The 11,569-nt window shown below is 69.8% G+C and carries 11 protein-coding genes; 4 read left to right on the plus strand and 7 right to left on the minus strand.

Going from position 1 to position 11,569, the window contains the following annotated elements; genetic code table 11:
* Positions 1-26: 26 nt before the first annotated feature.
* Entirely contained in the window at positions 27-572 is a 546-nt protein-coding gene (locus tag AC5LXK_RS22850) for a DUF4303 domain-containing protein (RefSeq protein WP_493393750.1), read from the plus strand.
* A 55-nt stretch (positions 573-627) separates the two neighbouring features.
* Here AC5LXK_RS22850 and AC5LXK_RS22855 read toward each other — a convergent pair whose 3' ends face one another.
* From AC5LXK_RS22855 to cobA, 7 genes are all read right to left on the minus strand, one after another.
* The gene (locus tag AC5LXK_RS22855; protein ID WP_493393751.1) at positions 628-1,326 is read right to left on the minus strand and encodes a fumarylacetoacetate hydrolase family protein; all 699 of its coding nucleotides are present in this window, start codon (positions 1,324-1,326) and stop codon (positions 628-630) included.
* Between the two features lie 115 nt (positions 1,327-1,441).
* Positions 1,442-2,383: a helix-turn-helix transcriptional regulator gene (locus AC5LXK_RS22860; RefSeq protein WP_493393752.1), complete on the minus strand. Its 942-nt coding sequence runs from the start codon at positions 2,381-2,383 to the stop codon at positions 1,442-1,444.
* A 90-nt stretch (positions 2,384-2,473) separates the two neighbouring features.
* A complete protein-coding gene (locus AC5LXK_RS22865) occupies positions 2,474-3,262 on the minus strand; it encodes a YkgJ family cysteine cluster protein (RefSeq protein WP_493393753.1) in 789 nt (262 codons plus the stop codon).
* A 61-nt stretch (positions 3,263-3,323) separates the two neighbouring features.
* Positions 3,324-3,923 carry a uracil-DNA glycosylase family protein gene (locus AC5LXK_RS22870; protein ID WP_493393754.1) on the minus strand — a complete coding sequence of 200 codons (600 nt, stop codon included), beginning with the start codon at positions 3,921-3,923 and terminating at the stop codon, positions 3,324-3,326.
* Positions 3,924-4,050: 127 nt separating this feature from the next.
* The gene (locus AC5LXK_RS22875; protein ID WP_493393755.1) at positions 4,051-5,103 is read right to left on the minus strand and encodes a CmpA/NrtA family ABC transporter substrate-binding protein; all 1,053 of its coding nucleotides are present in this window, start codon (positions 5,101-5,103) and stop codon (positions 4,051-4,053) included.
* 8 nt (positions 5,104-5,111) lie between these two features.
* The gene (locus tag AC5LXK_RS22880) at positions 5,112-5,705 is read right to left on the minus strand and encodes an ANTAR domain-containing response regulator (protein WP_493393756.1); all 594 of its coding nucleotides are present in this window, start codon (positions 5,703-5,705) and stop codon (positions 5,112-5,114) included.
* A gap of 120 nt (positions 5,706-5,825) precedes the next feature.
* Complete coding sequence (gene cobA / locus AC5LXK_RS22885) at positions 5,826-6,587, minus strand: uroporphyrinogen-III C-methyltransferase (protein ID WP_493393757.1); 762 nt, start codon at positions 6,585-6,587, stop codon at positions 5,826-5,828.
* Between the two features lie 659 nt (positions 6,588-7,246).
* Between cobA and AC5LXK_RS22890 the strand changes: the two genes are divergently transcribed.
* The 3 genes from AC5LXK_RS22890 to nirD are packed head-to-tail and all read left to right on the plus strand — an operon-like array spanning position 7,247 to position 11,561.
* Positions 7,247-8,572 (plus strand): MFS transporter, encoded by a 1,326-nt coding sequence (locus AC5LXK_RS22890; RefSeq protein WP_493393758.1) that lies wholly within the window; start codon positions 7,247-7,249, stop codon positions 8,570-8,572.
* Between the two features lie 21 nt (positions 8,573-8,593).
* A complete protein-coding gene (gene nirB / locus AC5LXK_RS22895) occupies positions 8,594-11,185 on the plus strand; it encodes a nitrite reductase large subunit NirB (protein ID WP_493393759.1) in 2,592 nt (863 codons plus the stop codon).
* Between the two features lie 31 nt (positions 11,186-11,216).
* Entirely contained in the window at positions 11,217-11,561 is a 345-nt protein-coding gene (nirD, locus tag AC5LXK_RS22900) for a nitrite reductase small subunit NirD (protein ID WP_493393760.1), read from the plus strand.
* Positions 11,562-11,569: the final 8 nt, after the last annotated feature.

An 11,569-nucleotide genomic window follows, 5' to 3' on the forward strand; every position in this document is an offset into this window, starting at 1 on the left:
AGGAAGGGTGACTGGGCGAGGATGCGATGAGCGACTTTTCAGATTTCCAGCGGGACATTGCCGATGCCGCGAGGGCGACCTTCAAGGCACTGCGGGCGTTGCACCCGGACGAGCATTTCTACGCGTTCGCGCTGTACACCGACAGCGGCGCCATGACGGTGGTGCCGGCGGCCAATTCGGTCGAAGGGCTGCGCCGGATGCGCACGCAAGGGGCGGTCGCGGACGACGATCCGGATCCCTGGTACACGTGGGGTTCCGCCGAATGGGCCTACGAGGCGGCGGAGGCTACGCCGTTCAATGCGATCTGCGGCCGGCTGGCCGACGAAGTGCTGAGCCCGCAGTTCGTCCGGTCGCGGTTTGCGGAATTTTCCCGGCAACTGCACGCCGACATGATCGAGGCACTGCGTCTGCTCGATCGCGAGGGCCTGTTCGGTACGGGCGACGAACGGGCAGCCATCACACTGTTCGTGACGATCAGTGACGACGACACAGCCGAGGCGCTCGAAAACGCATCGGCGAAAGCGCTGAATCCGCCGGCCGTCGCCGACGCATTCCTGCGCCGCTACGACTGACCGGCATCGGGGTACGCAGGGCGGCCCAGGGCGGCCGCCTGCATGACGCGTTGCGTTACGGCTTCGCGCCCACCACGAATTCGAACGTCGCGACGCCGTCGACACCGCCCGTCACGCGATCGCCCGGCTGCAGCGCACCGACGCCGGCCGGCGTGCCGGTGAAGATCAGGTCGCCGGCCTTCAGCTCGACCGAGCGCGACACGTACGCGATGACGTCGGGCACCGCCCAGATCATGTCGGCCAGGTCGCCTTGCTGGCGCGTGTCGCCGTTGACCGCGAGCCAGATGCGGCCCGTTGCCGGGTGGCCGGTGGCCGTCGCCGCGCGCAGCGCGGTCACGGGGCCCGATGCGTCGAAACCCTTCGCCCAGTCCCACGGACGGCTCAGCTTCTTCGCTTCGGCCTGCAGGTCGCGGCGCGTGAGGTCGACGCCGACGCCGTAGCCCCACACGTGCGACAGCGCGTCGGCCGGGTCGATCGACCGGCCGTCCTTGCCGATCGCGACGACCAGCTCGATTTCATGATGGAGGTCGTTCGTCAGCGGCGGATAGGCGACGGTGCCGTTGGCCGGGACGATCGCATCGGCCGGCTTCGTGAAGAAGAACGGCGGTTCGCGATCGGGATCGGCGCCCATTTCGCGGGCGTGGTCGGCGTAGTTGCGGCCGACGCAGAAGACGCGGCGCACCGGAAAGCGCGCGGACGACTGTTCGACTTCGACGGAAGGACGCTCGGCGGCGTCGATGACATAGGCGGACATCGGATGGCCTCGTTCGGTAGGAAGACGGACGCCGGCACACGGGCCGGCATGCATGCAACGATACCCGACGGGCGTGCCCCCGGATGCGACGCAACTGCGTTTTACCGGGACAAATCTACGCGTCGGCGGCCGGCTGCGTGTCGTCGCCGGCCGGCAGGGCGGCGTTCGCGTCGCGGTACGCCTTCGGCGAAACGCCGACCCGCGCACGGAAGCGCCGCGCGAAATACCCTTCGTCGCGGAAGCCGACCGAGCGCGCGATGTCCGCGATGCGCCGGCTCGTATGGGCCAGCAGCGATTGCGCGAGCGCGATGCGGCGCTCGGTCACGAGATCGGTGAACGTGCTGCCGGTTTCCTTGCGGACCAGGTGCGCGAGATAGTTCGGGGACAGGAATGCCGCCTCGGCGGTCGCGGCGAGCGTCAGGTCCTCGCGGGTCAGGTTCGCCCGCACGTGGCGCAGCACGCGCGCCAGGGCGTCACGCCGGCCCGCCCGCTGGGCGCCGCGCTGCGCGAGCTTGTCGAGCGCGCCCGCGTACTGCGTGCAGACGAGCCCGATCAGCTGCAGCAGGTAGCCGCGCAGCAACGTGGTCGAGCCGAACGTACGTGCGCGATCGGTGTCGAGCATGCACAGCGCGAGGCGGCGCGCTTCGTCGTAAGCGTCGCCGGTCAGGATGAAATCGAGATGCTCCTGGAAGCGGAACGGCGTCAGCTCGGGGAAGCGGTGCGCGGGTACGTCCTCGAGGTCGAGCGGATCGACGTCGAGATCGGCGCGCAGGAACGCCTGGCTGAAGTTGATCACGATGAAGTGCGCGCCTTCCGGATGCGGAATCAGGTGTTCGCGGTGCGGCAGCACGAACGCGAGCGCGCCGCGCGGAAACGGCCGCGTGACGCCGCCGATCCGCTGCTCGGTGTCGCCGCCGAGGTTGAACTGGATCTGGAAATACGCGTGCCGGTGCGGCTCGGTGATCGCCTGGCGCGACGCCTGGTCGCGGATGTAGAAGTCGAGCCGGTCGCTGCGTTCGGGCATCCCGTACAGGCGCGGCGGGGCGGTGGAGGGCATGAGGATTCTGCTGTTCGTGACGCGGTTGAGCCGCGATGGTACAGCGAACCGGGCGCCGCCGGAACGTGCGGGTGCGCCGCGGCGCGGCAATCAGGCGTCCGGATGGAAGCCGAGATAGGCTGAGTGCGGGCCCGTGCCGTCGCCGGCACGCAGGCCCGATGCGCCGACCGATGCAAGCGCGTCCACCGTGGACACACGATTCGATACCAGCTTCCATTCGGTCGTGTCGTCGGCGGCAGCCGTCGACGCGACGCGCAGGCCCGTCAGCGCCGCGAGCAAGGTGGCGGCGGGCGGCGCATGAACGACGTATCCCTCATTGGCGACGGCCGCCGTGTCGATGCCCAGAGTCGCGCACAGCCGGGCGCGCAACGGCGTCTCGGCTTCGCTCGCCGCGCGCGAGCGCGCGATGTTTTCGTGGGTCTCCGAGTCGACCAGCGTGCCGCCGCGGATGAGCGGCGCGTGCTGCCACGCATCGGTCGGGCATCCCTTGTTGCCGGGCGTCAGCGGCACGAACGGATTGACTTCGGCCGGATAGATCCGGCATACGAGCGGGCGCTCGTCGTAGATCGCGCAGCGCAGGTCGTCGAGCAGGTTCGGGCACGGCCCGGCATGAGATGCGGTGAGCATGACCGTGACGCGGATCGGCAGCGAGCCGCTGAGCGCGGCGGTCGAGCGTGCGCGCTTGTAAGCGGCGAAGCCGTTGTCGGGCTCCGGCTCGACCAGCCACGGCATCGCATCGCAGAGCAGCTCGACGTGGCCGCCACGCTGCAGCCAGGCGATCGCTTCGTCGAGCGTCAGCGGGATGCGCAGGTCGCGGCAGCATGCGCCGCATCCGGTGCAGGCAAAGTCGATATCGAGGTCGGTCGAGGTGGTATTCATCAGCAGGTTGCGGGGACATTGGGCGGGACGCGAAGCATGGCGATGCCGCCGGTGATTGGGTTCATCGATCGAGCAGCGGCGCCACCCGGCGGCGCAGCTCGGGCACGACCTCGGCGTCGAACCACGGATGGTGCTTGAACCACGCCTGGTTGCGCGGCGACGGATGCGGCAGCGGCAGCACGTCGGGGCCGTAGTCGCGCCATGCCTGCACGGTGTCGGTCAGCGTCGCCTTGCGCGTGCCGCGCAGGAAATGCCGCTGCGCGTACTGGCCGATCAGCACCGTCAGCCGGATCGACGGCAGTTCGGCCACCAGCCGGTCGATCCACAGTTGCGCGCATTCGGGGCGCGGCGGGTTGTCGCCGCTCGCGCCGCGGCCCGGATAGCAGAAACCCATCGGCACGATCGCGAAGCGGGTTTCGTCGTAGAAGGTGTCGGCGTCGACGTCGAGCCAGCCGCGCAGCCGCTTGCCGCTCGCGTCGTCCCACGGGATGCCGCTTGCATGCACGCGCGCGCCCGGCGCCTGCCCGACGATCAGGATGCGTGCGTCGCGATGGGCGCGCACGACGGGGCGCGGGCCGAGCGGCAGGTCGGCTTCGCAGGCACGGCACGCGCGGATTTCGGTGAGCAGCACGTCGAGCGGCGTGCGCGTTCGTTTCGGCATCGATTCTGATCGGGGACGGAGTGGCAACGCGGTGTCGGCCGGGCCATGCAGGCGGGCAGCGGCCGGGCGGCCCGGATCGACGTGGCGCGATCCGGGCGGGCGCGCCGGCTGCATCGCGCGGCGCGCATCAGGCTTGCGACGGCCCGGCTGCACCGCCTTCGGCGACCGCAGCATCATACAACGCGGTCTGCGCGATCGCTGCGGCGATCGCCGCATCGTCGTGCGAACCGTCGAGCATGCCCCAGCGCCGATATTGCGACAGGAACCACCGGCCTTCGCGCGGATCGGGCCGGTTCACGGTGCCGCCGTCGTGGAAGCGGATCGGCAGCGGCGGCGCGGCGAACGGCCCGGCGCCGTAGTCGCCGAGCAGGCGCGGTGCGATCAGCCGGGCCGGCACGCCGAGCGCATCGGGCGAGGCAAGCCAGTCGGCCGCCTCGCGCCGGTGCGCGGCGCTGTCGAGCCATGCGCACGCATCGACGAGCGTGCGGACCAGCGCGCGTGCGGTGGCCGGATACAGCGCGACGAAGTCGCGTCGGGTCGCGAGCACTTTCTCCGGGTGATCGGGCCAGATCTCGCTCGTGACCGCGACAGTCCGGCCCGCGCCGCATGCGTCGGCCACCGCGTGCCACGGCTCGCCCGAACAGAAGCCGTCGAGCTCGCCGCTGGCCAGCGCGGCGACCATCTCGGGCGGCGGGATCACGACGCTGCGCACGTCGCGCAACGGATCGACGTCGTGCGACGCGAGCCAGTGGTTCAGCCACATCGCATGCGTGCCGGTCGGGAACGTCTGTGCGAGCAGGGGTTTGCGGCCGAGCGTCGCGAAGGCGGCGTGCACGCTGGCGGTTTCGCGGTACGCGTCGGCGAGACCGCGCGACAACGTGATCGCCTGGCCGTTGCGGTTCAGCACCATCAGCGCGGCCATGTCGGCCTGCGGGCCGCCGATGCCGAGTTGCAGCCCGCAGACGAGCCCGTACAGCGCATGCGCGGCGTCGAGCTCGCCGCTCAACAGCTTGTCGCGCACGGCAGCCCAGGACGGCTGGCGGCTCGGTTCGAGCGTGAGGCCGTGACGCGCACCGAGGTTCAGGCGTTGCGCGACGATCAGCGGGGCCGCGTCGCTCAGCGCGACGAACCCGAGGCGAAGATGCGCGCGTTCCGGCGCGGCGGGAGTTGAGGTATCCATGGCAGTCATCACTGGGGTGACGCGTCGAGCAGTTGCCGCGCGACGTCGACGATGCGCAGGCCCTGATCCATCGCACGCTTGCGCAGCGTCGCATATGCGTCGTGTTCGGACAGCTTGCGCTGGTCCATCAGCACGCGTTTCGCGCGGTCGATCAGCTTGCGTTCGGCGAGCTCGCGCTCGACGTCGGCCAGCCGGCGGCGCAGCGCATCGTCGTGCGAGAAGCGCGCGAGCGCGACTTCGAGAATCGGTGCGAGACGCTCGGCCGACAAGCCTTCGACGAGATACGCGCTGACGCCCGCGCCGACCGCCGCGCGGATCAGTGCCTGGTCGGCGTCGTGGCTGAACATCAGCACGGGGCGCGGTGCGGTCGCGTGCATGACTGCGAGCTGCTCGAGCGTGTCGCGTGAAGGCGAATCGGTATCGATGATCACGACGTCCGGGCGTTGCTCCTCGACGGCTGCCGGCAGGCGCGCGGGTGTCGCGACGTCGTTCAGCATCTCGTAGCCGAGGCGCGCGAGCGCGTCGCCGAGCTCGCCGATCGGCTTGTCGGTGTCGGTGACGAGCAGCACGCGCAGGCGGGCGGACAGGACAGGCGAACTCATGAGGCGGGCAACGGGGGCGGTGGTGCTTCGGTACACGGTGCCGACGACGAATGCGGGCCGCATGCGCGGCCGGTGGTGACGGGAAGGGGGCGCGGCCGAAGCCGCGTGACGCCGTGCATGTCAGGCGGCCCGTGACAGCGCGGTTTCGGCTGAAGCGTCCGCGCCCTGCGCGGCGGCTTCGCCGATCGCCCCGCCGACGAGGATCACGGCCGGGCTGCCGAGCCGTGCGGCTTCGATGCCGCGCGCGAGCGTGCCGAGCGTGCCGGTCCAGCGCCGTTCGTCGGGCGTGCCGGCCCATTGCACGGCCGCCGCAGGCGTCGAGGCCGGCAGCGCGGCGAGCAGGCCCGCCGCAATGCTGTCGACCCGACTCATCCCCATGTAGATCGCGAGCGTGGTGCCGCTGGCCGCGAGCCGTGCCCAGTCGGGTTCGCCGTGATCCTGGCGGTGCGCGGTGACGAACGTGACGCCCTGGCAGTGCTCGCGGTGCGTGAGCGAGATGCCGAGGCTCGCGGCAGCGGCGAATCCCGACGAGATGCCGTTGACGATCTCGACCGGAATCGCGGCCGCGCGCAGCGTCGCGAGTTCCTCGCCGGCACGCCCGAACAGCAGCGCGTCGCCGCCTTTCACGCGGACCACGTGCGCGCCGCGCAGCGCATGGCGGCGCATCAGTTTCTCGATGAATGCCTGCGGCGTGGAGCGGCAGCCGCCGCGCTTGCCGACGCGGATCACGCGCGCCTGCGGTGCGAGTTCGACGATACCGGGCGCGACCAGATCGTCGAGCAGCAGCACGTCGGCGGCGGCCAGCGCCTTCACGGCCTTCAGCGTGAGGAGATCGGGATCGCCGGGGCCGGCGCCCAGCAGCGTGACTTTGCCAGTCGTCATGTCGTGTTCCTGTGCCGCATCGCAAGCGTGCGGCGGTCTGTTACCGCGTGGTCTGCGCGGCGGCGGCGGGCGGTCGACATGCACCGGCATCCGGCCGTGCCGCGCACGGAGGGACACCGTTGTCCTGACGGGGCCGCCGTGAAGGGCGGGCCGGGTTTGCGGGGACTGCCCACCGGCGCCGTTGCCGGTGTGATGGATGAGGTTCAGCAATATCCGGGCCAACCGGCGCAACGCGCGGCCATCGCATTGCGCGCCGCCCCGCGCGACGGCCATGCGTAGGGAGGCGGCCGCGGTACGCGGACAGCCGCAATGCCGCATCGGTGTGCATCGTGCCCCGTCCGCGCGCACCGCGATGTCGCACGGCGACAGTGCTGCAGCGCACCACATCTGTGCCTCGCTGCATCACGGCGCATCGCGCGCGATGCACCGGAGCGCGCCGCGCGTCGCCCGGCGAGCCTTGCCCGGCGCGGCTTCCGGCCCGGTTCGGGGAGACATGGCACGGCGTTTGCGTAAGGTGGTCCGGGCGGATCAACGGCGATTCGCCCGCAATACCGATTACTGACGCGCCCGGCAACGGGCTTCATGGGCAACGGCGTCCTACGCATCGGGTCTCGACGAGACCGGGTGCGCAGGACGCCGTTTTTCGTTTGGCGGATGACATGACCGACAAAGCTACCCGTATCGATCTCTTCAGCTTCCGCACCGCGCCGATGCGCGCGTTCCACATGACGTGGATGGCGTTCTTCGTGTGCTTCTTCGCCTGGTTCGCATGCGCGCCGCTGATGCCGCTCATCGCGCGCGAATTCCACCTGACCGCGGCTCAGGTCGCGAACATCAACATCGCCGCGGTGGCCGCGACGATCGCCGTGCGGCTGCTGGTCGGCCCGCTGTGCGACCGCTTCGGCCCGCGCCGCGTGTATGTCGGCCTGCTGCTGCTCGGCGCGATCCCCGTGTTCGCCGTGTCGTTCACGCACGACTACCTGTCGTTCCTGATCTGCCGGCTCGGCATCGGTGCGATCGGCGCGGGCTTCGTGATCACGCAGTACCACACGTCGGTGATGTTCGCGCCGAACGTGGTCGGCACCGCGAACGCGACGACGGCCGGCTGGGGCAACGCAGGGGCGGGCGCGACGCAGGCGCTGATGCCGCTGCTCGTCGCCGCGGGCCTGATGCTCGGCTTCGGCGAGGATTCGTCGTGGCGCGTCGCGCTGTTCGTGCCGGGCGTCGCGATGCTCGTGATGGCCTGGGCGTACTGGCGCTTCACGCAGGACTGCCCGCAAGGCGACATCATCGCGCTGCGCAAGGAAGGCGTGACGGTCGACAGCGGCAAGAAGGGCGGCTGGGCGAGCTTCTTCGCCGCATGCGGCAACTATCGCGTGTGGATGCTGTTCGTCACGTACGGCGCGTGCTTCGGCGTCGAAGTGTTCATCCACAACATCGCCGCGCTGTACTACGTCGATCACTTCAGCCTGTCGCTGAAGGACGCCGGTTTCGCGGTCGGCCTGTTCGGGCTGCTCGCGCTGTTCGCCCGCGCGCTCGGCGGCTGGCTGTCCGACAAGATCGCCGCGCGCCGCAGCCTCGACGTGCGTGCGACGCTGCTGTGCGCACTGATCATCGGCGAAGGGCTCGGGCTGATCTGGTTCTCGCATGCGCAGAGCGTCGGCATCGCGCTCGTCGCGATGGTGACCTTCGGCCTCTTCACGCACATGGCGTGCGGCGCGACCTACGCGCTGGTGCCGTTCATCGACCGCAAGGCGCTCGGCGGCGTCGCCGGGATCGTCGGCGCGGGCGGCAACGTCGGCGCGGTCGCCGCGGCGTTCCTGCTGAAAGGCGTCGGCGACGTCCAGCAGACGCTGAGCATGCTCGGCCTCGCCGTCACGGCCACCGCGCTGTGCGCGATGGCCGTGCGCTTCAGCGAAGAACACAAGGCACGCGAAGCCGAGCTGCGCGACCGCGCGCTGGCCGCCGCCAACGCAGCAAACTGATCGACCGAAGGAACCGCCATCATGAAACTCATCGTCATCGGCCACGGCATGGTCGGCCACAAGCTCCTCGAATGCGTCGCGGCGGAAGCCGGCACGGCGGGCGCGCTGCAGGTCACCGTGCTCGGCGAGGAGCCGCGCCCGGCCTACGACCGCGTGCACCTGTCCGAATTCTTCGCGGGCAAGTCGGCCGACGACCTGTCGCTCGTCGAACCGGGCTTCTTCGAACGTCACCCGCAGTTCGACCTGCGCCTGAACGCACAGGTCGCGTCGATCGACCGCGCCGCGCATACGGTCACGCTCGTGTCGGGCGAAACGCTCGCGTACGACAAGCTGGTGCTGGCCACGGGCTCGCGCCCGTTCGTGCCGCCGATGCCGGGGCACGACCGCGCAGGCTGCTTCGTGTACCGGACGATCGAGGATCTCGAAGCGATGCAGGCGTGCGGCACGCATGCGAAGCGCGGCGTCGTGATCGGCGGCGGGCTGCTCGGCCTCGAATGCGCGAAGGCGCTGCGCGACATGGGGCTCGAGACGCACGTCGTCGAATTCGCGCCGCGGCTGATGGCCGTGCAGGTCGACGACGGCGGCGGCCGGATGCTGCGCGCGAAGATCGAGGCGCTCGGCGTGACCGTCCATACGGGCAAGAACACGCTCGAGATCGTCGACGGCGAAGCGGGCACGCACCGGATGGCATTTGCCGACGGCACGCATCTCGACGCCGACATGATCGTGTTCTCCGCCGGCATCCGTGCCCGCGACGAACTGGCCCGCGCGTGCGGGCTCGACATCGGCCCGCGCGGCGGCGTCGCGATCGACGACGCATGCCGTACGAGCGATGCCGACATCTACGCGATCGGCGAATGCGCGGCCTGGAACGGCATGGTGTACGGCCTCGTCGCGCCGGGCTACGACATGGCGCGCGTCGTCGCGAAGCAGCTTGGCGGGGAGGCAGGCGACGCAGCCGCGTTCGCGGGCGCCGACATGAGCACGAAGCTGAAGCTGATGGGCGTCGACGTCGCGAGCATCGGCGACGCGCACGGCACGACGGCCGGCAGCCGCACCTACCAGTACGCGGACGAGCGCCGCCAGGTCTACAAGAAGCTCGTGGTGTCCGATTGCGGCAAGTTCCTGCACGGCGCGGTGATGGTCGGCGATGCAGCGGAATACGGCACGCTGCTGCAGATGATGCTGAACCGCATCGAGCTGCCCGAGTCGCCGGAATTCCTGATCCTGCCGTCGTCGGACGGCGTCGCGAAGCCGGCGATCGGCGTCGACGCGCTGCCGGACGGCGCACAGATCTGCTCGTGCAACAACGTGTCGAAATCGCAGATCTGCACGGCCGTCGCCGACGGCGCGACGAGCCTCGGCGCACTGAAGACGTGCACGGGCGCCGGCACGTCGTGCGGCGGCTGCGTGCCGCTCGTCACGCAGATCATGAAGGCCGAGATGAAGAAGCAGGGCCTCGCGGTCAACAACCATCTGTGCGAACACTTCCCGCATTCGCGACAGGAGCTGTTCCACCTGATTCGCGTCGAGCGCATCACGACCTTCGACGAACTGCTCGCGAAGCACGGCCACGGGCTCGGCTGCGACGTGTGCAAGCCGGCCGTCGCGGGCATCCTCGCGTCGTGCTTCAACGAGTTCGTGCTGAAGAAGGAACATGCGAGCCTGCAGGATTCGAACGACTACTACCTCGCGAACATCCAGCGCGACGGCACGTACTCGGTCGTGCCGCGCATGCCGGGCGGCGAAGTCACGCCTGAAGGGCTGATCGCCGTCGGCCAGGTCGCGAAGAAATACGGCCTGTACACGAAGATCACGGGCGGCCAGCGCGTCGACCTGTTCGGTGCGCGCGTCGAGCAACTGCCGTTGATCTGGGAAGAACTGATCGCGGCCGGCTTCGAATCGGGGCATGCCTACGGCAAGTCGCTGCGCACCGTGAAGTCGTGCGTCGGGTCGACGTGGTGCCGCTACGGCGTCGACGATTCGGTCGGCCTCGCGATCGACCTGGAGAATCGCTACAAGGGGCTGCGCGCGCCGCACAAGATCAAGTTCGGCGTATCGGGCTGCACACGCGAGTGCGCGGAAGCGCAGGGCAAGGACGTCGGCATCATCGCGACCGAAAAGGGCTGGAACCTGTACGTGTGCGGCAACGGCGGGATGAAGCCGCGCCACGCCGAGCTGCTCGCGTCCGATCTCGACCGCGCGACGCTGCTCCGCTACATCGACCGCTTCCTGATGTTCTACGTGCGCACGGCCGACCGGCTGCAGCGCACCAGCGTATGGCGCGACAACCTCGAAGGCGGCCTCGACTACCTGACCGACGTCGTCGTGCACGACCGCCTCGGGATCGGCGCCGAGCTGGAAGCCGACATGCAGCACGTGGTCGACACCTACGAGTGCGAATGGAAGAAGGCCGTGACCGATCCCGACACGCGCAAGCGCTTCCGCCACTTCGTGAACAGCGACGCGCCGGACACGAACATCGAATTCGTCGAGACGCGCGGCCAGATCCGGCCCGCGACGCCCGGCGAGCGCGCGGGCGGCAAGCCCGTGCCGATCCCCGTCGTCGCCGAAAGCGCGGCGCACGCCGCCACCGAAACCGCCACCGCCTGACCGATACCCGCATCACTTCAAGGAGCCCATCATGAACGATCGTCTTCCGCTGTCCTGGACCCGTGTGTGCCCGCTCGACGACATCGTGCCGAACACCGGCGTGTGTGCGCTCGTCAACGGCGAGCAGGTCGCGGTGTTTCACGTCGCGCATGCCGACGGCGGCGTGTTCGCGATCGACAACGTCGATCCGGTATCGCAGGCGGCCGTGATGTCGCGCGGGCTGATCGGCAGCCTCGGCGAGCGCGTCGTGGTTGCATCGCCGCTGTACAAGCAGCACTTCGACCTGCGCACCGGCGAATGCCTGGAAGCGCCCGACCAGTCGGTGAGCGCGTATCCGTCGCGGGTCGAGGACGGCTTCGTGTGGATCGCGGCCTGACCGTCCCG

Source organism: Burkholderia pulmonis, from assembly GCF_984667975.1.

Excerpts from the sequence above, each read along its gene's own strand:
- AC5LXK_RS22850 (WP_493393750.1), top strand. The coding sequence starts at position 27 with ATGAGCGACTTTTCAGATTTCCAGCGGGACATTGCCGATGCCGCGAGG.
- AC5LXK_RS22855 (WP_493393751.1), bottom strand. The coding sequence starts at position 1,326 with ATGTCCGCCTATGTCATCGACGCCGCCGAGCGTCCTTCCGTCGAAGTC.
- AC5LXK_RS22860 (WP_493393752.1), bottom strand. The coding sequence starts at position 2,383 with ATGCCCTCCACCGCCCCGCCGCGCCTGTACGGGATGCCCGAACGCAGC.
- AC5LXK_RS22865 (WP_493393753.1), bottom strand. The coding sequence starts at position 3,262 with ATGAATACCACCTCGACCGACCTCGATATCGACTTTGCCTGCACCGGA.
- AC5LXK_RS22870 (WP_493393754.1), bottom strand. The coding sequence starts at position 3,923 with ATGCCGAAACGAACGCGCACGCCGCTCGACGTGCTGCTCACCGAAATC.
- AC5LXK_RS22875 (WP_493393755.1), bottom strand. The coding sequence starts at position 5,103 with ATGGATACCTCAACTCCCGCCGCGCCGGAACGCGCGCATCTTCGCCTC.
- AC5LXK_RS22880 (WP_493393756.1), bottom strand. The coding sequence starts at position 5,705 with ATGAGTTCGCCTGTCCTGTCCGCCCGCCTGCGCGTGCTGCTCGTCACC.
- cobA (WP_493393757.1), bottom strand. The coding sequence starts at position 6,587 with ATGACGACTGGCAAAGTCACGCTGCTGGGCGCCGGCCCCGGCGATCCC.
- AC5LXK_RS22890 (WP_493393758.1), top strand. The coding sequence starts at position 7,247 with ATGACCGACAAAGCTACCCGTATCGATCTCTTCAGCTTCCGCACCGCG.
- nirB (WP_493393759.1), top strand. The coding sequence starts at position 8,594 with ATGAAACTCATCGTCATCGGCCACGGCATGGTCGGCCACAAGCTCCTC.
- nirD (WP_493393760.1), top strand. The coding sequence starts at position 11,217 with ATGAACGATCGTCTTCCGCTGTCCTGGACCCGTGTGTGCCCGCTCGAC.